Raw genomic sequence first — 19,556 nt, forward strand, 5'->3', positions numbered from 1 at the left:
CCGCCCCGACGGGCGTTTCAACCCCGGCCGCCACCGCTTCGACCACACGCGCGGCCGCTTCAACCGCACGGGCCACCGCGCCCGGTGCTCTGATGCTCGGGCTGACCGTTCTGGCCGCCGTCGGGGGCGCGACGCTCGCCGGCATCGGGTTCTCCGGCTCCTACACCGCGCTGAGGGACCTGGGTTTCAGGCACAGCTTCGGGGACTTCAGCTACGCGTTCCCGATCGGTGTGGACGCCGGGATCGTGGCCCTGTTGGCCATGGACCTGCACCTGATCCGCAAGGGCACCCCGTGGCCCGTGCTGCGGCTGCTGGCCCACGGTTTCACCGCCGCCACGATCTACTTCAACGCCGCCTCCGCCGGACCCCTGCTCAAGGATCCGACCGGCACAGCGATGCACGCCGTGATCCCGATCATGTTCGTCGCCTCCGTCGAGGCCGGGCGGCGCCTGGTCATCCGGATCACCCAGATCGAGGCCGGCCACCAGTCGGCCGGGGTCCCGCTGCACCGCTGGATCCTCGCCCCGGTCCGCACCCCGCGCCTATACCGGCAGATGCGCCTCTACCGCATCCCCTCCTACGCCCGCGCCGTCGAGCTGGAGCAGGAGCGGATCGTCTACCGGACCATGCTGGAGCGCGAGCACGGCAAGGACCTCAAGGACGTGCCACCCGACCTGCTGCTCCCCCTCACCATGGCCCCGTTCGGGCTGAGCGTGGAGGAGGCATTGGCCCTGCCGGTGGGGGCCGAGGAGCGGGCCCGGCTGCGAGCCGAACGCAAGGAGGCGTTCGACGCCGACGTCGCCGCCCGCGCCGAAGCCAGGAAGGCCGCCACGCAGATCTCCCGCCTTCGGACGCAAGGGCAGGTCGAGGCCGCCGGGTACGACATCGGCGCCGAGACCGCGACCGCCAAGGCCCACGCCCACGCCCGAACCGTCGCCGCCGGCCGGGAGGCCGAGGCCGCCGAACGCATCGACCAGGCCGAGACGGTCATGGCCGCCGCCACCGCCGAACAGGAGGCCGCCGACGCCCGCCGGCGTGCCGCTGAAGTCGACCAGACGGCCGCTGAAATCGAGCAGGCCGCCGCTGAAACCCGGGCCCGCGCGGCTGAAACGGAGCGCCTGGCGCTCGCCCGGGAGACGGCCAACGCCGAGGCGGAGGAGGCCGCCCAGGCCGCCCGGCTGCGGGCCGCTGAAACGGCCAAGCGCGCGGCTGAAGCGGAGAAGGCCGCCGCTGAAACGGCCAAGAGCAAGGCTGAAGCCGACCGCGACGCGGCCGCCGCCAGCCGCGCCCAGGCAGACCACGAAGCGGCCACCCAGACCGCCCGCCAGCGCACCGCTGAAGCCCGCGCACGCACCGCTGAAGCCCGCGCACGCACCGCTGAAACCGAGCTGCGTGCGGTCGAAGCGGATGACGCGGCGAAGCTGACCCCCGCCGCCCGCGCCACCCGCAAGGTCGCCCGAATGATCCTCACCGACGGCAACGGCGACCCCGAGGCCGTCACCCTCCAGGCCATCGCCGAGGCCCTCGGCGTGTCCATCGCCACCGCCTCCGGACGCCGCGCCGAGGCCGCCGAACTCATCGCCTCCGGCTACACCCCGCCCGCCACCACCGCCTGACCTGGAAGGACCCGCCATGCAGACCGACACCACCGCCGACCAGATCCCCGAGCCCACCCACACGTGGCTGATCACGTTGCAGGTCCCGGTCGGGAGCGGCTTCGCCGTCGTGACGCGTTCCGGCGACTCGACGTTCCCGCCCGGCAGCGCCCGCGGCGCCGCCTACGGCAGCGTCCGGGAGTGGCTGGGGCGGCGCGACCCCCAGCTCCGCGACGGGGTCGTCCTGTTCTTCTCGCTGGAGCCCTACCGGCTCTGACCTGCCCGAATCCCCACTGCCCCCACCGGGCCCAAGAAGAGGAGTCCGTCATGCCCGACCGTGATTCGGTCTACAACGACCCGGCCTACGACATCACTTCGGTGCCGTCGTGGAAGTCGCCGCCGCTGCACGGCGCCTACGCCCCGAACGCCCGCCTCTCGCCCCGGATGAAGGCCGGGATCGGGGCCGGAGCCGTCGTCCTGGCCGCCTCCGGGATGATCGCCTGGTCCACCTACTCCTCCGCCGAGGCCGACGCCGAGGTGCGCAAGGCCCAGATCGCCCTGGACGCTTCGAAGCTCGACCTGGAGCGTCAGAGGCAGGCCGCTGATCTGGCCAAGGTCGCGGAGCAGGAGAGCCCGGTCCAGAAGGCCCGTCGCGAGGCCGTTCAGGCGTGCGTGGCCAAGGCCGGCGGCGCCTACAACGCCATCGCCGACTGTGGCAAGGCCTACCCCGCCGTGGACGCGTCCGGGATGGTCAACACCTCCCGGACGGTCGCCGACGCGAAGGACGACGGCTCGAACTCCGGCGTCGGCCTGGTCGTCCTCGGCGTCGCCGGCAGCGCGGTGGCCGTCGGCTGGATGAAGCGAAGGTTCGCCCGTCCGTAACGGATAGTGACCTCCCCCCACCCACCCCCCATCCGGAGAAGCGTCTTTCCCACCCACTCACGGGGTCGGGAGGACGCTTTCGCGCTGGGTGGGGGGTGGGTGGGAGGTCGCTCAGAGTGAGGAATCTGTGATGGCCACACCCGCCGCTCCCGGCATCCCGCTCCCCCCGCCGCACCCGCCCGCGCCCCCGGACGGGGTCCCCACCCCGGCTTCTCCGACAGGGGCCTCGCCGACTCCCGGCGCGACTGCGGCCGCGCCTCCGAGCGCGCTCGCGCAGATCCTCGCCCCGGTGCAGCCGGCCCGCCCCACCGAGCCGATCGGCACCACCACGGCCCTGGCCCAGAGCGCCGCCGCCACGGACAGCGGCAGCCCGTCGGGCGGCCACGGCACCGGCACCGGCAGCGACACCCGCGGCAACGGCGAGCGCGACGGCGCCCTCGCCAGCCTGGTGCGGGCCGTCGCCGAGCGACTGCGCCGCACCGGCACCACGACCAGCGTCAAGCGCAGCCACGACGTCAAGGAGACCCGAGTCTCCGGGAACTCGACGAACACCACCAACGCCAACAAGTCGGACCGGCTCGCGAAGAACGAGAGCAGCGCTCAGCACCGGACGAACCGCGACGCCAAGATCGCCGACCTGAACAACAAGACCAGCCAGCACCAGCACCAGGGCCGGGACCTGCGGGACGTCAAGAAGTCCGACGCCACCGACGCGAAGACGACCGCGAACCGCGACCTGAAGAAGGCCGACGCGACCGAGGCCAAGTCGACGGCGAACCGCGACGTGAAGAAGGCCGACGCCACCGACGCGAAGACGGCGGACGCGAAGAGCGTCGAGGCCGATACGTCCTCGGCGTCGAAGACCCGCAAGGACACCCGGGGCAGTACGGACGCCAAGACCTCCGACACCAAGGCCGCCAAGAGCGACACCGCGGCCCGCACCAACAACGACGACAAGCACCACCGCGACACGAAGACCGCGAAGACGTCCGCATCGAAGGACACCGAGGCCAAGCCCACCGGCGCGGCGCCGGCCAAGCCGGACACCCAGCCCGGCACCGGCGGCGCCAAGGCGCCGAAGACCCCCGACCCGAGCGGCCCGCCCACCAAGGCCGGTGCCGCGAAGCCGGACCCGTCGCCAAAGGCCGGCGACACCAAGCCGAAGCGCGAGAACACCGGACCGGGTGGTCCGGGCGGCAAAACACCCGAGGCGAAGACGCCGGACACCTCGGCGCCCGCACCGAAACCGGTCAGCCCGGTGAAGCCCGCCGGAGCGAAGGGCCTGGACAGCAAGTTCGCCGGCGCGAAGGCCTTCGAGGACAAGGCGCGCGCCACCACCCCGAAGCCCACACCCCGCCCGACCACCCCGACCCCACCGGTCGCCCCGCCGACCCCTGCGACTCCGGCGGAGCCCACCCCCGCGGCCGCCGCGAAAACGCCGCCCACCACCAAGGCGCCCGATACCGGGAAGCCCGCGCCGACCGCGAAGACGCCCGATGCCGGGAAGCCGACCGCCGCCGAAGCCGCAGCCTCGGCAGAGAGGACGACGATGACCCCGCCGAAGACCCGCCCCGGGCCGCCGGCCGCACCGCAGATGGCTCCCGTGAGCGGCTCGACCGCCGATCTGGCGAACAAGCCGGCCACCCCGACCGGCCCCACCGCTCCCGGCGCGCCACCGGCCCGGCCGGGTATCCCGCCGCAGCCCACGGCCCCGCCCAAGAGCACTGTCCCGGCCGCGGTGCCGGTGAGGGACGTCGCCGTCGACGGCGACGGCGTCCAGTTCAGGACCGGTACGGGCCCCGGGACCGGGCAGTACTCCCTGAGCCGTGGCGAGGTGCGCACGCTGCGGCAGTTCGAGCAGCGCATGGAGGCCAAGGTGCCGGTGCTGACGCAGATCATCGAGGACAGCAAGACCGCCCGGGAACACGCCGTCGCGCACGCCGCTCGCGCCCAGCAACTTGCCGAGGACGCGGCGGACGTCAAGGGCGGTGTCGCGCTGGTCAACACGCTGCGGCGGCTCGCCGAACGCGCCCACGACCTGCGGATCAAGGCCGAGACCGCCGAGAAGACCGCCCAACGCGGGGCGGAGGCCGTCAGGGTGCTGGCCGCCAACGCGCGGGTGCGCCACGGCGGGATCTACAAGGCCGTCGTCGACAGCCCGCTCACGACACCCGCCGAGCGGCAGTTCTACCAGGACAAGCAGGGGAGCTGACATGGCCACAGGACTGACCTACCGGGAACTCGTCCGCCAGGTCCGGGAGCTGACCCACGAGGTACGCCGCGACACCGCGGCCTTCAAGGCACTGGCCACCGCGCAGGCCGCCGAGGCCCAGGACACCGGCCGGATCGCCGAACAGATCACGTACATGCACGTCGACCCCGCCACGGTCGCCGAGACCCGCGAGGTCTCCCGGATCATGCGGGGCCTGTCGGAGGCGGCGATCGCCTACGAGAGCGCCGCGGAGGAGACGGGCCGTACCGCCGCCGCCACCGCCGCCCAGGCCAAAGACACCCACGACGGCATCCAGCAGGCCGCCGACTCCTCCACCGTCCCCATGGCCGACCGCGGCTGGTACACCCAGGAGTAGCAGCGATGACCACCCCCGAACTCACCCAGACCACCCCGACCGTGGCGAAGGCGTCGCGGGAGAAGGCGTTCGCCGTCGCCGAGGTCACTGCCCCGCTGGTGACCGCCGCCGTCATGCCGTTCCTCGACCCGCAGGCCGCGACCACCGTCTCTACGTTCCTCGCCGCCCCCGCCCTGGTCGCGGGAGCGAACTTCGCCGGACTCCTGTCCGACCAGGTGCTGGCCGGCGTGCCGGGCGGCGACATCCTGCGCGCCCACCGCCGGCCGTTCTTCCTATCCACCATCGCGACCGCGACCGCCGCCGCGACCGCCACCCTCCAGGGCATGCCCGGCATCGACGCCCTGCTCGCCGGATGGATGACCATGCCGTCCCTGGCCGGACTCGTCTCCACCGCCTGGTGGGGCACGACCGGACTGGTCGCCTTCTCCCTGCGACGTGTGCTCGGTGGCAGCCGGCCGGAGCCCGCCGCGGCCGCCACCGAGCGGGCTGAGCCCGTGCTGGCGCCGGAGGTCCTGCGAGTGCTGGAGCGCTGGCACGCCCACATCTCCGGCGAGTACGGCACCCACCCCGGCCAGCACCTCACCCTCCACGCCCACGGCCCCGAAGCGTGGGAGGGCATCATCGAGGCCGACCCCGGCCGCCCGGTCACCGTCACCGCGGACACCGTGTCCGGCGTCTACCGCCTCCCCGCCGCGCAGGTCCACATCACCGACGGCCCGCACACCAGCTCCCGGCACATCCTGGTCCACCTCGTCGCCCCCGCCGACGACCAGCCGCGGTACGGCGCGCTGGAGGCCCTGTGGCTGCGGCGCGTCGCCCGCAAGGGCGGCTGCATGCCCGGCACCCACCTCGAAGAGGTCACCCCCGACCCCGCCACCGGCGGCGTCGCCGCGTGGATCGTCGCCGACGACGACACCGACGCCCTCACCGTGCCCGACGTCTACACGATCGCCGGAGCCCTGCGAACCGTGCCCCTGCTGGTGTCCGTCGAGCGCACCGACGACCCCCGCCGGGCCGTGTTCCGCATGATGGACCGCTCCCCGCTGGAGGACGGCTGGCCCCTGCCCGGCCCCGACACCCTGCTCGCCAACGGGAACGGGTTCGTGCAGCTCGGCACCGGGGTGTCCGGCAAGCCCGCCCGCGTCCAGCTCTACGACCCCGAGGGCGGCGCCCGCCACGTCCTGATCGCCGGTGTCACCGGCTCCGGCAAGGGCGGTGTCCTCCAACTCCTCGGTCTGAGCTACCACGTCAACGGCGTCGCCATGATCTACGGCGACCCCAAGGGCAGCTCCAACCCCGACGTCGAGGACATGGCCGCCTACGCCGGCTGCGGGCCCGAGGGCGCCATCGGAGCGTTGCGCGTGGCGTTCGCGATCTTCTGCCACCGGGTCGCCGAGTCCCGGGACCTGCGGGCCAAGAACTTCACGCCCAGCCCGGAACGCCCCTACGTCGTCACCATCCTCGACGAGATGGTCCAGCTCCTCGGCGACAAGAGCCCCCACCGCGCGGAGGCCGGCTGGATCGTCTCCGTCCTCGCCGCGCAGGGCCGCTCCCTCGGCATGCCGCTCGTGCTGTGCGGCCAGATCCTCAACCTCGACCAGATGGGCTCCGACACCTCGATCAGGGACAACGTCTTCTACGGCGGCGCGCTGGTGCTCCTGCGCTCCGACAGCGCGCAGAAGAGCCGCGTCGACCTGCCCCGCAGCTTCGACGGCATCGACCCCTCCCAGATCCCCGCGTTCTGGAAGAGCGGCACCGACACCCTCATCCACGACCCGAACGTCGCCGAGGACGACCCCCGCCGCACCTTCGGCGTCGGCTACGTCGTCGGCCCCGACGAGCGCGCCGAGATGATGCGCGCCTGGATCCTCGAATCCGCCGGCGGCATGTTCGACCCCGCCCGCATCGCCCTCCCGCACGACTTCCCCGGCTGGGCCGACCGGGACCTGATCGCCGCCACCCCCGTCGGCCCCGCCGCCGACGACACCCCCGGCGCAGCCCCCGCGTGGATGCCCGCCTCCGCCGCGAAGACCGCCGCCAAGGAGCCCACCGCCGAGGAGAAGATCCTCACCGTCCTGGACGAGCGACGCGACCCCATGGGCGCCGAGGTCATGTACCTGCACCGCGACCAGATCACCGACATGACCGGCGTCAACCCCAAGACCGTCGAGAACACCCTCAGTCGGCTCACCAAGAAGGGCGACCTGGTCCGCAACCCGAACGCCGCCGGCGAGTACGGCCTTCCCCTCCCCAAGCAGCCCGGCCAGGCAGCCTGACGCCTGCCCGACCGACCGTGCCACCCGGGCCCCGCCGCACCACGCGGCCGGGGCCCGGACGGTGCGGGGGACCGGACAGACCCGCTCCCACCCAGCACAGAGCCCCGCAACGACCGCCGGATCTTGGCAGAAAGCCGGTCGCTGCGGGGCCATCCCAGTCCCTTCGCGAGACCAGAGGACTCCAGCATGCCCCAGTTCAGCCTCAACACGCGCTCCACCACGAAGCCCGTCGCCACCTCCCTCGCCCGTCCGCTCGTCGCGGCTCTCCTCGGCCGTGTCCGGTGAACGGTCCCGTGATCGGCTCGCTCTGCACCGGCTACGGCGGCCTGGACATGGCCGTCCGGCGCGTGCTCGGCGGGAAGTTGGCGTGGGTCGCCGACCCCGACCCCGGCGCGAGCGCCATCCTGGCCCACCACCACCCGCGCGTGCCGAACCTCGGCGACATCACCGCCGTCGACTGGTCGACCGCCGCCCCGGTGGACGTGTTGACCGCCGGCTTCCCCTGTCAGTCCGTCAGCCTCGCAGGGAAGGGCGCCGGCATCGTGCCCGGCGCTGCCTCCGGCCTGTGGGTCGAGGTCGCCCGCGCCGTCCGTGAACTCCGTCCCTCCCTGGTGGTGATCGAGAATGTCCAAGGCCTCCTCTCGGCGAAGGCCGACCGCGGACCTGTTGGAGTGGGACCCGGACCGCAGGATCTGGACGACGCGACCGGCCGGCCCCTCGCTCTTCGCGCTCTCGGCGCCGTTCTGGGAGACCTGGCCGGCCTCGGGTTCGATGCGGAATGGACGAGCGTGCGCGCGTCCGACGTCGGCGCCGCCCACCAGCGCACCCGCGTCTTCGTCCTCGCCTGGCCTTCCCACCCCGCCGGACCGCAACTCCCGTGGTCGGGGCTTCCCGGACGGACTGCCGAACGTGGTGGAGCTGCTCCCCACCCCGACCGTGTCGGAGGCGACCGGGACCGGGCACGCCGGCCGGGGCGGGATGAACCTGCGCCACACGGTTTCCCTGCTGCCGACGCCGACCGCCGCCGACGGGGAGCGCACGAGCGCGACGTTCACCCGGGGCAACCCGACCCTGAGCGGTGCGCTGCTGCCGACCCCGCGGGCGACGGACCGGACCAAGGGCGGGCCGAACCAGCGTGGCAGCAAGGGGGAACTGATGCTGCCCTCGGCGGCGGCCCGGATTGGGGCGTCTACCGGCCGGCCGTCCGCCGCTGGGAAACGGTCCTCGGCCGCCCCGCCCCCGGACCAACCGACGCTGCCGGGCGTCTGAACCCGCTCTTCGTCGAGTGGATGATGGGCCTGCCCGCCGGGCACGTCACCGATGTCCCCGGCCTGTCCCGCACCGCACGCCTGAAGGCGCTCGGCAACGGTGTCCTGCCCGACCAGGCCGCCGCCGCCCTGCGCCTGCTCCTGGACCGCGCCACCACCCCCGCCCTGCCGGGGGAGGTGGCCGCATGACGCCCCGGATTCCGCCGCTCGGCGACACCCAGGGCCTGTGGCAGGCCGTCATCGCCGCGGCCGCCGGCCGCTGCCAGTGCCGGGGCACCTGCGGCAAGTCCCACACCGCGGACGGCGGCCGCTGCCCGCGCGTCCACGACGGCTATCAGCGCCACCACGGCGGCGGGCGCGTGCGCCTGCTCGCCGCCCCCGCCGACCCGGCCGACCTGCTGCTGCCCCCGCACCGCGTCGCCGCCCTGCCCAAGCGGGCCCTGGCCGCCTGGTGCGAGCGCTGCCACGACGTCACCCGCGCCGCCGCCCGCAAGAACCAGCAGGCCACGGTCCCCGCCGCCGGGCCGGACTGCCTGTTCTGACGTGCCTCCCGGCCGGACACCGCCCCGCCGGCGGTGTCCGGCCGCCCTCACCGAGAGGACTCCCCATGACTGCTCGATCCGCGCTCGCGCACGCCGCGCAGGCCGCCGCCGCCCGCGGCTGGCACGTCTTCCCCCTCGCGCCCGACGCGAAGTACCCCGCCCTCCACAGCGAGGAGCGCTGCCCCCGCACCGGGCCCTGCGCCACCGGCCACCACGGCTGGGAGCAGCGGGCCACCACCGATCCGGAGGTGATCCGTCGGGCCTGGGAGCACGGCTCGTACGGCATCGGCCTGGCCTGCGGGCCGTCCGGGCTCGTGGTGGTCGACCTGGACACCCCCAAGCACCCCGGAGACCTGCCCCCGGCGCGGTGGGCCGGGCCGGGCATCACCGACGGCCTGGACGTGTTCGCCGCCCTCTGCGAGCGACACGGCCACCCGGGCGAGTACGAGACGTTCACCGTCCGCACCGGCCGCGGCGGACGCCACCTGTACTTCGCCGCCTCGGCCGGGACAACGTTGCGGAACACGACCGGGGACAAGGGCTCCGGGCTCGGATGGAAGGTCGACACCCGGGCGCACGGCGGCTACGTCGTCGCCGCCGGCAGCACCGTCGCGGGCCGCCCCTACACCGTGGTGCGGGACGCGCCCGCCCTGCCGCTACCGGCCTGGCTCGCCGCCCTGCTCACCCCGAAGGCCCCACCGGTGGCCAAGCTCGACACCGCCGCCGTGCGGGCCCGGATCGGACGCCTCGCCGCCTACACGCAGGCCGCCGTGCGCGGAGAGGCCGAGAAGGTCGAGAGCGCCGGAGAGGGCGTCAGGAACCACACGCTGTTCGCGTCCGCCGCCGCCCTCGGCCGCCTGGTCGCCGCCGGCACCCTCCCCGAGCAGGACGCCACCGACGCCCTGCTCGGAGCCGGCCAGAAGGCCGGCCTCGGAGAGGCCGAATGCCGCCGCACCATCGCCAAGGGCCTGGCCCGAGGTGGCAACGGCGTCGGGCGGGCCGCATGAGCGACCGTCACCCCTCGTCCCCCAAGGAGAAGCGCTTCTCCGGCGGGGACCGGCACAGGCGGGAGGCCGAGTGAACGCCCCTGACCTCTTTGAGGCCGAACCCCGGCAGGCACCGGCCCCCGGCCACCAGGCGCCCCGGAACGACTTCTACGACGCCCTGAACGGCCTGGAGCGACCCACCCGCCCGGGCCCGGTACCCGACCCGGCCGTGTTCCAGGGCCTGGTCGGGCGCACCGTTCGGGAACTGGACCCGACCACGGAGGCGGACCCGGTCGGGGTGCTGGTCAACCTGCTGTCCGCGGCCGGTGCCCAGATGGGGGCGGATCCGCACCTGCGGATCGGCAACGACCGCCACCCCGCTCTGATCTGGGCCCTGACGATCGGCGCGACCGCCGCCGGCCGCAAGGGGGCCGCCACCAACACCGCCCGCCTGCTGCTGGCCGCCGCCGCTCCCGGGTTCGCCAAGGACAACCTGCTCTCCGGGCTGTCCTCCGGCGAGGGCCTGATCGAGGCCGTGCGCGACGGCGACCCGACCAAGAAGGACGACCCCGGCCACATCGACAAGCGCCGCTGGATCGTGGAGTCCGAGTACGGCATCACGATGGCCCGCGCCCGCCGGGAGGGATCCTCGCTCGGCGGCGTCCTGCGCCAGGCCTGGAACGGCGAGGACCTCGGCGTGATGAACCGCGAAGCGCTCAAGGTCACCGCCCCGCACATCGCGATCATCGGGCACATCAGCCCCCGCGAACTGCGGGCCAAGATGCAGGACTCCGAGATGGCTGGTGGCACCTACAACCGGTACCTGCCGATCTTCGTCCACCGGAACCTGATCCTCGCCGAATCCCGGGGCGCCGATCCACAGCTTGTGGACAACCTCGCCGCCACGTGGCGCACCGCCCTCTCCGACGCCCGCCAGGCCGGAGAGGTCACCCTCGCCGAGCCCGCCCGCAAGCTCTGGCGCGAGGACGTCTACCCGGCCCTGTGCGGGGACGAGGACGGCGACGGGCCCCTCGCGGAGTTCACCGCCCGCGCCGCCCCCTACACGCTCCGCCTCGCCATGGTCTACGCCCTGCTCGACCACCACCGCCAGATCCAGGAAGACCATCTGAGGGCCGCTCACGCGCTCGTGAACTACTCCCGGGCCTCCGCCGCCCACGTCCTCGGCATGGGCGCCGACACCACCGGCGACCCCAAGCTCGACAAACTCGCCGCCGCCGTCCGTGCCGCCGGCCCCCGGGGTCTGACCGGCGAAGAGGTCTACAAGCTCTTCAAGCGCAACTCCAAGGACGAGCGGAGCCGTCTCGTCGCGGCCCTGCTCCAGATCGACGGCTACGGCAGCGCCCAGATCCCCGGTAGCGGCCGGCACGCCACCGTGCTGCTCTACGCCCCGCCGACCGACTGAGCCCGGGGTGGAAAGGGTGGAAAGGGTGGGAAGCCCTCCCACCTGCAAAAACGGCGGGTGCTAGGGGGGTGAAAAGGGGGTGGAAAGCCTCCGCGTCCCGCCCGGCCGTTCGCAGCCCGAGCGCTTTCCACCCCCTTTCCACCCACCTTTCCACCAGGCAAAAGCCCAGCTCAGCGGGCTTTCCACCCTTTCCACCCTTTCCACCCCTCGCCCGAGCGCGAACCGGAGGCTCGAACGTGTCCGCCACCACGCCCCAGACGCTCGCCACCGCGTCATCCAAAACCGCAGGTCAGATGGGGCGGATGACGCTGATGACGCAAGGATGCAGAAATCCGCACCTCGGACACACGCGCACCCCGAGAAGCCGCTTTCGACCTCATGGCGCGCGGGTGCTCCACCGGCAAGCCCCAGACACCTCCCCTAGCCTCACGCCAATGGAGCAGCCATGCCCAAGCATGAACACCTGAAGCTCCCCGCCGTCCTCACCGAGATCGACATTTCCCGCAGTGCGTTCTACCGCATGGTCGCGCGCGGCAAGGGGCCGAAGCTCCTGAAGCTGCCGAACGGCCAGATCCGCGTTCGTCGGGCCGACCTCGATGCCTGGTGGGCCTCGCTGGAGCAGAGCGTCGCTGCCTGACCTGCCGACATCACGCCTAGGGGCCCCGGCCGCGCCGGGGCCCCTCATCCTGGAGACCATGTGCTGACCTACGACGTGAAGCTGTACGCCATCCGTCAACGCTCCGGCCGTCGCAAGCCGTTTGAGCTGCGCTGGAAGGTCGGACCGAAGCCCCACTCGAAGAGCTACGTCACCAACACTCTCGCCGTTGGACGGCTGGCCGAGCTCCGCACCGCCATGAAGAAGGGCGAGGAGTTCGACGTCAAGACCGGTCTGCCGGCCTCGGAGCTGCGGGCGCTCGCCAAGCAGCAGGCGCAGGTGACGTGGTTCGACCATGCGAAGAAGCACGCCGAGATCAAATGGCCGGACGCGTCCGCAAAAGAGCGCGCGACGCGGGCTGACGGTCTGGCCACGATCACCCCGGCGCTTGTCACGGATCACCGCGGTGCCCCGCCGGCGCGAGTGCTCCGTGAAGCTCTCTCGTGTTGGGCGTTCAACTTCTCCAAGCACCGAGGCGAGGTTCCGGAGAAGTTCAGGGAGGCGCTCGACTGGATCTCCCGCAAGTCCGTTCCTGTCTCGCAGTTGGAGGACTCCGACACCATTCGGCAGGCCCTGACGGCCATCACGCTGAAGCTGGACGGGAACCGCGCGGCGGACAACACCATCAACCGCAAGTACTCCACGTTCAGTGGCGCACTCAAGTACGCGGTCGAACGGAAGCTCCTCCCCTCGAACCCGTTGAAGTTCGTCGACTGGGCGCCGCCGGAGACGGACGATGAGATCGACTTCCGGTTCGTCCCTGCGCCGCGTCAGGCGCGGGGCCTGATCGAAGCAGTCCGGACGCTCGGCCCTCGGGGGCGACACCTCGCGACGTTTTACGGCTGCATCAACTGGGCCGCCACTCGTCCGGCCGAGGCCACGCACCTGCGCCTCGCGGACTGCACTCTCCCGGAGTCGGGATGGGGCCTCATCGTGGCCCCTGGCAGCTCACCACGGGTGGGCTCGCGCTGGACCGACGACGGGCAGTCCCACGAAGAGCGAGGCCTGAAGCACCGCGCTCGAACGACGACTCGGGACATTCCGATCCCTCCGGTGTTCGTCCGGCAGTTGCGGGAGCACGTGGAGGAGTTCGGGCTGGGACTGGACGGTCGCCTGTTCCAAGCCTCTGGCGGCGGTCTGCTCAGCACCAAGGAGACCTCGGATGTGTGGAAGCGCGCCCGGGAGTTGGCGCTCACCCCCGAACAGGTGAAGAGCCCGTTCGCCGACGTGGCGTACGACCTTCGAGCGACCTGCGTGTCCGGCTGGCTGGCGGCTGGCGTCGACCCTGCCGAAGTCGCCCACCGCGCTGGCCACAGCATCACGGTGCTCTTCAAGTTCTACGCCAAGGTGCTCGACGGCCGGAAGGACCGATCCAACGCCATGATCGAGCGGTTCCTGGATCAGGAGTACGGGGAGGAGTAGGCCGCGAATCTGGCCCACAACTGGCCCACACACACTGACCGACCCCGGGACGCGGGTGGGACACCCCGGGAAGGAATCGAAAAGGGCGGGTATCGGCATGTTGCCGATACCCGCCCTGATCTGGGCTTCCGCCACCAGCGGAGAGCGTGGGATTCGAACCCACGGTGCGGGGTCACCGCACGACAGTTTTCAAGACTGTTCCCTTAGGCCGCTCGGGCAGCTCTCCAGGCGGAGGTCAGCCTAACGGGTCCGGCGGGGTTCGGTGCACCGGTTTCGGGGTGGGGGTCAGTCGCCCACGCGCTCGGCGAGGGTGACCTTGGTGGTGCTGGTCTGGCCGTTGCGGGTGTACTCGACGTCGACGGTCTCGCCGGGCTTGTGCGTCCAGATCTTGCTGACCAGGGCCGGGCCGTTCTCGATCGGGCTGCCGCCGAGCTTGGTGATGACGTCGCCGGGCTTGAGGCCGGCCTTGTCGGCGGCGCCGCCGGGGGTGACGGCCGGGGTGCCCTGGATGTCGCGGGTCTGGATCTGCGCGCCGTCGCCCTTGTAGTCGTCGTTGCGCAGGACGTCCAGCTTGGCGTAGACCGGCTTGCCGGTCTTGATCAGCGTCTCGGCGACCCACTTGGCCTGGTTGATCGGGATGGCGAAGCCCAGGCCGATGCTGCCGGCCCGGCCGTTGGCCGAGGCGTTGGACTGGATCGCCGAGTTGATGCCCATCACCGCGCCGCCGGCGTCCAGCAGCGGGCCGCCGGAGTTGCCGGGGTTGATGGAGGCGTCGGTCTGCAGCGCGTTCATGTACGAGGACTGCGCGCCGGTCTCGTCGCCGGAGGCGACCGGGCGGTCCTTGGCGCTGATGATGCCGGTGGTGACGGTGGACTCCAGGCCGTACGGCGCGCCGATGGCGATCGTGGAGTCACCGACGTTGACCTTGTCGGAGTCGGCCAGCGGAAGCGGCGTCAGCTTGTCCTTGGGCGGGTTGTCGAGCTTCACCACGGCGACGTCGTAGCCCTCGGCGCGGCCGAGCACCGAGGCGCTGTAGGAGGTGCCGTCGGCGAACTTGACGGTCAGTTTGCCGCCGTTGGAGGCGGGCGCGACGACGTGGTTGTTGGTGAGGATGTGGCCCTCGGTGTCGAAGACGAAACCGGTACCGGTGCCGGACTCGCCGTTGCCCTGCGCCTTGATGGTGACGACGCTGGGCAGCGCCTTCTGCGCGATGCCGGCCACCGAGCCGGGGGCGGGCTCGTTCTTCTGGGTGCTGGCCTGGACGGTGGTGCTCCGGTGGTCGTCCGCGGCGCTGATGCCGTTGTCGTTGCGGTCCGCGACGGCGACGCCGAGCGCCCCGCCCGCCACACCGGCGACCAGGGCGACGGCGGCGATCAGCGCGATCAGGCCGCCGCGCTTCTTGCGCGGGCCGCCGGGCCCGGGGGTGCCGGGGTACTCGGCCGGGTAGCCGAGGGGCCCGCCGGGGTAGCCCGGGCCGCCGGGGGCGGCGGGGCCACCGGGCGGGGCCTCGTGGCCGCCCCAGCCGCCGAGCGGCTGGCCGGCGCCGAACGGGTGGTGCGTCGCCGGCGCGGCCGGAGCCCCGTACGGGTCGTGGGACGCCGCCGCGACCGGGGCGCCCGGTGTGGCGTACGGGTTGGTGACCGGCGCGGCCACCGGGGCGGCCGGCGCGGCCGGGGCCGGGGCCGGCGGCAGGACGGGCGGAGGTGCGTCGATGTACCCGGCCTCGGCGGCCGGAGCCGCCACCGGCTCGGCGGGCACGGCGGGCGCCGGGTCCGGGGCGCCGACCTTGCTGAACGCCAGCGTCGGCGTGAACCCGCCGGACGCGGGCGCGGCCGGAGCGGCGGGCGCCCCGGCGCCGGTGTCCGTCACGGTCCGGTCCGCCTCGGGCGCCGCCTGGACGGGACCGGGCGCCACCTGCGCCCGACCGTCAGGAGCGGGACCCACTACCCCCTGGCCGTCGGAGGGCTGCTCCCCCTGTGGCCCGGTGGGCCCAACCTCGCGCTCGGTGCTCACGGACGACCTCCATAGCTGACAGGACCAACAACCATAGTTTTTCGCACACTCGATTCGATTGCCGTAAGGACCCCTCTGAAGAAGTCATAAGAATCCTTAGCCCGGCCCGACAACGGCCCCCAGGCAGGCCCCCGCGACGGCCCCCCGGGACCCCGTGCGAGGCCGCCCCGCGGCGTCCCGCGATGCGGACCGCCGGACGCCTGGCCTTGGCGTTCACTCCCGCGCCGGTTAGCCTGTCGCTCCAAACTGACACGCGGGAGCTTGGACCCACCAGGCTGAGAGTGCGCCGGTCGACCGTACGCCACGAGCTCCGTGGACGGACCGTCGAGGGGGCGCAGACCGCCGGAACCTGTCCGGGTAATGCCGGCGTAGGGAGTATCGGCCATGCCGCCTGCTTCGCCATCCTCTTCTTCGGGCGCGCCCGCGTCCAAGGGTTTCCCCGAATCGTCCGCGACCGATCCCTGCGACGCCACCGGCGGGGCGGCCGGTTCCACCGGAGCGGGCACCGCCGTCCTGGACCGTCCGGACCGGGCGGACCGGGTCGAGGCCCCGTTCGTCCTCGACACCGAGCCGCCGCGCACGCTCCGCTTCCGGGACCACTTCGCGCTCTGGATGAACCTCGGCGTCAGCCTGATCGGCTTCACCACCGCCGCCACCGTGCTCGGCGCACCCGGCAGCGAGCTGTCGCTGGCCGCCGCGGTCACCGCGATCGTGGTCGGCACCGTGGTCGGCACCGCGATGCTCGGCGTGGCCGCGCTGATCGGGGCCCGGACCGGCGCGCCGGCGATGGCCAACCTGCGCGGACTGTTCGGGACGAAGCTCTCCTACGTGCCGACGGTGCTGAACATCGTCCAGTGCATCGGCTGGGGCGTGTACGAGCTGCTGGTCATCGCGATGGGCGCGCAGACGGTGGCGCACACCGACGGCTACCGCTGGCTCTTCGTCGTCCTGGCGGGCGCGGTGACCACCGCGCTGACCATCTGGCCGCTCGGCGCGATCGCGGTGCTGCGCCGCTTCGTCGCCGCGGCGGTCGCGGTGGCGATGGTCTACTTCACCGTCCAGCTGGGCCGGGGCGGCGTGTCCGACCCGGGCGCGGGCAACTGGCACGGCTTCCTCCGGGCCACCGACGCGATGATCGCGGTGTCGATCTCCTTCGTCCCGCTGGCCGCCGACTACACCCGGCACTCCCGCACCGCCCGCTCCGCGTTCTGGGGCAGCTTCTCCGGCTACACCGTCGCCCAGGTCTGGTGCTACGTGCTCGGCCTGTTCGCGCTGCTGCAGGCCGACGGCGACGCCTCCCGGATCTTCGACTCGTTCCTCGGCGTCTGGGCCGGCTGGTTCTTCCTGCTGGTGCTGGTGCTGCGCGAAACCGACCAGTCCTTCGCCAACGTGTACTCGACCGCGATGTCGGTCCATAACCTGCTGCCGAAGGTGGACCGCCGGGTGCTGACCGGCGCCACCGGCCTGCTGATCACCGTGCTGGCGCTGCAGATCACCGAGTTCACCGACTCCTACTACGCCTTCCTCGGTCTGATCGGCTCGGTGTTCGTGCCGATGTTCGCGGTGCTGGCGGTCGACTACTTCCTCGGCGCCGGCCGGCGCGGCTGGAACCTCGCCGCCGACGCCCCGTCCCGCTGGCTGATGCTGCTGCCCTGGGCGCTCGGCTTCGCCGTCTACCAGCTGATCGCGCCGACCGCGATCGCCGGCTGGTGGACGGACTTCTGGACCTCCGTGCAGGAGGCCCTGCACTTCACACCCCAGGAGTGGACCTCGGCGTCCCTGTTCGGCTTCCTGGTGCCGGCCCTGGTCACCTGGGCGCTCACCCCGCTCACCCGCCGGACCCCCGCCGCCTGACGCCCGCGGGCCCGGCCGGGCCCGCGACCGCCCGCCGGGAAGGGCGGACGACGAGGCGCGCGGGCGAAGACGGCCCCGCAGGTTGGGGCCGTCTTCGCCCGGGTGTCACTTCCGCCGCCTATCGTGGACGGCGTGACCAGCCCTGACCTCTCCCCGGCGGCGGCGCGCACCGCGCGGCCCGTCCAGGTGATCGCCCACCGCGGTTCCTCGCACGCCCTGCCCGAGCACACGCTCGCGGCCTACCGCCGGGCGCTCGACGAGGGCGCGGACGCGGTCGAGTGCGACGTCCGGGTGACGGCCGACGGGCATCTGGTCTGCGTGCACGACCGCCGGATCGGCCGGGTCTCGGACGGCCGCGGCACGGTCTCCTCGATGACGCTGGCCGAGCTGGAGGCGCACGACTTCGGCGCCTGGAAGACGGGGGAGCCGAGCGCGGACCCGGACCTGCGCGGCGTCCTGCGGCTGGAGAGCCTGCTGGAGCTGGTCACCGACTGCGGGCGCCCGGTGGACCTGGCGATCGAGACCAAGCACCCGGTCCGTTTCCGGGGCCGGGTGGAGTCCGAGCTGCTGCGGATGCTCGACCGGTTCAAGATCGGCGGGGCGCCGGAGGGCGACCGCCCGCAGGCCCGGATCATGAGCTTCTCCTCGCTGGCGCTGACCAGGGTGGCCGCCGCCGCGCCGGAGTACCCGCGGGTCTTCCTGTTCGAGCGGACGCTGCCCCTGCAGGGCCGGCTGCGCCCGGGCGCCTCGCTGCCCGGCGGGGCCCGGATCGCCGGCCCGGGCATCGACCTGGTGCGGGCCCGGCCCCGGCTGGTGACCCGGCTGCGGGAGCTCGGCCACCAGGTGCACGTCTGGACCGTGGACGAGCCGGCCGACGTCGAGCTCTGCCTGGAGCTCGGGGTCTCGGGGATCATCACCAACCGCCCGGCGGAGGTCCTGGCCCAGCTCGGTCGCTGAACCGGTCCGCCGCGGAACGCCGTCCCTCGCGCCCCACGGGTTTCTCCGGCTATTTCCGGCCCCCGAGACCCGGTGGCCGCGCGCCCCGCTCCGGAATCACCCGGCACTTCCGCCCCGGCGGACCGCGATCGCTTGGGTAGGGCTCAAACCTTCATCCGCCGTTTTCTGACGGAAATCATGCGTTCTCACGACAGAGGGTGAGCGGGGAATCACCTGCAGCGCACCGTGCGTCGCCCGGCTTGAAATGTCCGCGCGGGATCGCCGTACGGTCGTTTCCGACCCATTACCAAGGGGCATCCATCCCTCGGCATACGCTGAAGGAGGTCCGGGGGTGGCGTTGATGGTGGCGCGTGAAGTGCCGACTTCATCGACCATGGCAGTGCCGCACGGCCCATCGAGTGTCGGGGTCGCACGGCGCCGACTGCGTCGAGATCTACGTGACCGGGAGATACCGGAACCGGTCATCGATGATGTTGTTCTGATCCTTTCCGAACTGCTGAGCAATGCATGTCGTTACGCACGGCCGCTCGGCCCGCTGCCCGTGCTCGGACGCAGCGCCCGGGCCGAGATCGTCGACCAGATCCTCGTCGGCGTCCCCTCCGGTCCGGCCGAGCCGGCCAGGCCGGCCGGCGCTCCCGCGACGGGCGGCCCGGCCGTCCACGCCAGGAGCCGGGACGCGGGACAGGCCCACCCGGACGAGGGCGAGGGCAACGGCGGGGTGCTGGTCCGCTGGCAGCTGCACGCGGACGGGGTCCTCACCCTGGAGGTGACGGACGGCGGCGCGCAGACCCGGCCGTCCCCCGCCAGTCCGTCGCTGACCTCGCGCGGCGGCCGCGGGCTGAGCATCGTCGACCAGCTGTCCAGCGACTGGGGCGTGCGCGACGCGCCCGGCGAAGTCACGGTCTGGGCCGCCCTGCCCGCCCGGGCCCGGCACGCCCGACGCACCGGCGGTGACGCCCGCAGCGCCTGAGCGTCGCCCGCGGCCGTCGGAGCGGGGCCCGGTGGGGCCTCCGCCGGGCGCCGCCCACCGCGGTCCGGGCGTCGCCCCCACGGGGTACTCCCCGCCCCGGCGCGTGCCCACGTGCCGGGGGAACG

Annotated in this window: 16 protein-coding genes, 1 tRNA gene and 1 riboswitch; of the genes, 15 read left to right on the forward strand and 2 right to left on the reverse strand. The window is 73.0% G+C overall.

Translation table 11 applies throughout. The annotated features are described in order from the left end of the window. Window positions 1–92: 92 nt before the first annotated feature. The 12 genes from ACIF6L_RS03410 to ACIF6L_RS03465 all read left to right on the forward strand — a co-directional run bounded on the left by ACIF6L_RS03410 (window position 93) and on the right by ACIF6L_RS03465 (window position 13,637). On the forward strand, window positions 93–1,616 hold the full coding sequence (locus tag ACIF6L_RS03410) for a DUF2637 domain-containing protein (RefSeq protein WP_396486008.1): 1,524 nt from the start codon (window positions 93–95) through the stop codon (window positions 1,614–1,616). 16 nt (window positions 1,617–1,632) lie between these two features. Then, the gene (locus ACIF6L_RS03415; protein ID WP_396486009.1) at window positions 1,633–1,872 is read left to right on the forward strand and encodes a hypothetical protein; all 240 of its coding nucleotides are present in this window, start codon (window positions 1,633–1,635) and stop codon (window positions 1,870–1,872) included. A 50-nt stretch (window positions 1,873–1,922) separates the two neighbouring features. Beyond that, window positions 1,923–2,477 (forward strand): hypothetical protein, encoded by a 555-nt coding sequence (locus tag ACIF6L_RS03420; RefSeq protein ID WP_396486010.1) that lies wholly within the window; start codon window positions 1,923–1,925, stop codon window positions 2,475–2,477. 289 nt (window positions 2,478–2,766) lie between these two features. After that, window positions 2,767–4,689 carry a hypothetical protein gene (locus ACIF6L_RS03425; RefSeq protein ID WP_396486011.1) on the forward strand — a complete coding sequence of 641 codons (1,923 nt, stop codon included), beginning with the start codon at window positions 2,767–2,769 and terminating at the stop codon, window positions 4,687–4,689. A 1-nt stretch (window position 4,690) separates the two neighbouring features. Beyond that, entirely contained in the window at window positions 4,691–5,065 is a 375-nt protein-coding gene (locus ACIF6L_RS03430; RefSeq protein ID WP_396486012.1) for a hypothetical protein, read from the forward strand. A gap of 5 nt (window positions 5,066–5,070) precedes the next feature. Next, window positions 5,071–7,341 (forward strand): hypothetical protein, encoded by a 2,271-nt coding sequence (locus tag ACIF6L_RS03435; RefSeq protein ID WP_396486013.1) that lies wholly within the window; start codon window positions 5,071–5,073, stop codon window positions 7,339–7,341. Window positions 7,342–7,673: 332 nt separating this feature from the next. Then, window positions 7,674–8,798: a DNA cytosine methyltransferase gene (locus ACIF6L_RS03440; protein ID WP_396486014.1), complete on the forward strand. Its 1,125-nt coding sequence runs from the start codon at window positions 7,674–7,676 to the stop codon at window positions 8,796–8,798. Then, window positions 8,795–9,151, forward strand: a complete 357-nt coding sequence (locus ACIF6L_RS03445) for a hypothetical protein (protein WP_396486015.1) — start codon at window positions 8,795–8,797, stop codon at window positions 9,149–9,151. The genes ACIF6L_RS03440 and ACIF6L_RS03445 overlap by 4 nt, the downstream gene beginning before the upstream one ends. Before the next feature lie 65 nt (window positions 9,152–9,216). Then, a complete protein-coding gene (locus ACIF6L_RS03450; RefSeq protein ID WP_396486016.1) occupies window positions 9,217–10,158 on the forward strand; it encodes a bifunctional DNA primase/polymerase in 942 nt (313 codons plus the stop codon). A gap of 70 nt (window positions 10,159–10,228) precedes the next feature. Continuing rightward, window positions 10,229–11,560 (forward strand): DUF3987 domain-containing protein, encoded by a 1,332-nt coding sequence (locus ACIF6L_RS03455; RefSeq protein ID WP_396486017.1) that lies wholly within the window; start codon window positions 10,229–10,231, stop codon window positions 11,558–11,560. A 445-nt stretch (window positions 11,561–12,005) separates the two neighbouring features. After that, a complete protein-coding gene (locus tag ACIF6L_RS03460) occupies window positions 12,006–12,197 on the forward strand; it encodes a helix-turn-helix transcriptional regulator (RefSeq protein ID WP_396486018.1) in 192 nt (63 codons plus the stop codon). Between the two features lie 60 nt (window positions 12,198–12,257). After that, complete coding sequence (locus tag ACIF6L_RS03465; RefSeq protein ID WP_396486019.1) at window positions 12,258–13,637, forward strand: tyrosine-type recombinase/integrase; 1,380 nt, start codon at window positions 12,258–12,260, stop codon at window positions 13,635–13,637. Window positions 13,638–13,775: 138 nt separating this feature from the next. On the opposite strand, the gene ACIF6L_RS03470 is transcribed toward ACIF6L_RS03465, so the two are convergent. After that, window positions 13,776–13,863, reverse strand: a tRNA-Ser gene (locus ACIF6L_RS03470). Between the two features lie 59 nt (window positions 13,864–13,922). Next, window positions 13,923–15,506 carry a S1C family serine protease gene (locus tag ACIF6L_RS03475; protein ID WP_396486020.1) on the reverse strand — a complete coding sequence of 528 codons (1,584 nt, stop codon included), beginning with the start codon at window positions 15,504–15,506 and terminating at the stop codon, window positions 13,923–13,925. Window positions 15,507–15,893: 387 nt separating this feature from the next. Beyond that, window positions 15,894–16,042, forward strand: a riboswitch (TPP riboswitch). Here ACIF6L_RS03475 and ACIF6L_RS03480 point away from each other — a divergent pair. From ACIF6L_RS03480 to ACIF6L_RS03490, 3 genes are all read left to right on the forward strand, one after another. After that, on the forward strand, window positions 16,035–17,504 hold the full coding sequence (locus ACIF6L_RS03480; RefSeq protein ID WP_329488672.1) for a cytosine permease: 1,470 nt from the start codon (window positions 16,035–16,037) through the stop codon (window positions 17,502–17,504). Its footprint overlaps the riboswitch before it by 8 nt. A 132-nt stretch (window positions 17,505–17,636) precedes the next feature. Beyond that, window positions 17,637–18,461, forward strand: coding sequence for a glycerophosphodiester phosphodiesterase family protein (locus ACIF6L_RS03485; RefSeq protein ID WP_329488673.1), 825 nt, complete (start codon window positions 17,637–17,639; stop codon window positions 18,459–18,461). A 373-nt stretch (window positions 18,462–18,834) separates the two neighbouring features. Beyond that, complete coding sequence (locus ACIF6L_RS03490) at window positions 18,835–19,431, forward strand: ATP-binding protein (protein ID WP_396486021.1); 597 nt, start codon at window positions 18,835–18,837, stop codon at window positions 19,429–19,431. Window positions 19,432–19,556 lie beyond the last annotated feature (125 nt).

Source organism: Kitasatospora sp. NPDC086009, from assembly GCF_044540385.1.
Taxonomy (GTDB): Bacteria; Actinomycetota; Actinomycetes; order Streptomycetales; family Streptomycetaceae; genus Kitasatospora.

Bases quoted from the DNA above. Each gene is read 5' to 3' on its own strand.
- ACIF6L_RS03440 (WP_396486014.1), top strand. From the start codon at position 7,674: ATGGCCGTCCGGCGCGTGCTCGGCGGGAAGTTGGCGTGGGTCGCCGAC.
- ACIF6L_RS03415 (WP_396486009.1), top strand. From the start codon at position 1,633: ATGCAGACCGACACCACCGCCGACCAGATCCCCGAGCCCACCCACACG.
- ACIF6L_RS03445 (WP_396486015.1), top strand. From the start codon at position 8,795: ATGACGCCCCGGATTCCGCCGCTCGGCGACACCCAGGGCCTGTGGCAG.
- ACIF6L_RS03420 (WP_396486010.1), top strand. From the start codon at position 1,923: ATGCCCGACCGTGATTCGGTCTACAACGACCCGGCCTACGACATCACT.
- ACIF6L_RS03410 (WP_396486008.1), top strand. From the start codon at position 93: ATGCTCGGGCTGACCGTTCTGGCCGCCGTCGGGGGCGCGACGCTCGCC.
- ACIF6L_RS03435 (WP_396486013.1), top strand. From the start codon at position 5,071: ATGACCACCCCCGAACTCACCCAGACCACCCCGACCGTGGCGAAGGCG.
- ACIF6L_RS03460 (WP_396486018.1), top strand. From the start codon at position 12,006: ATGCCCAAGCATGAACACCTGAAGCTCCCCGCCGTCCTCACCGAGATC.
- ACIF6L_RS03430 (WP_396486012.1), top strand. From the start codon at position 4,691: ATGGCCACAGGACTGACCTACCGGGAACTCGTCCGCCAGGTCCGGGAG.
- ACIF6L_RS03480 (WP_329488672.1), top strand. From the start codon at position 16,035: ATGCCGCCTGCTTCGCCATCCTCTTCTTCGGGCGCGCCCGCGTCCAAG.
- ACIF6L_RS03490 (WP_396486021.1), top strand. From the start codon at position 18,835: ATGGCAGTGCCGCACGGCCCATCGAGTGTCGGGGTCGCACGGCGCCGA.
- ACIF6L_RS03450 (WP_396486016.1), top strand. From the start codon at position 9,217: ATGACTGCTCGATCCGCGCTCGCGCACGCCGCGCAGGCCGCCGCCGCC.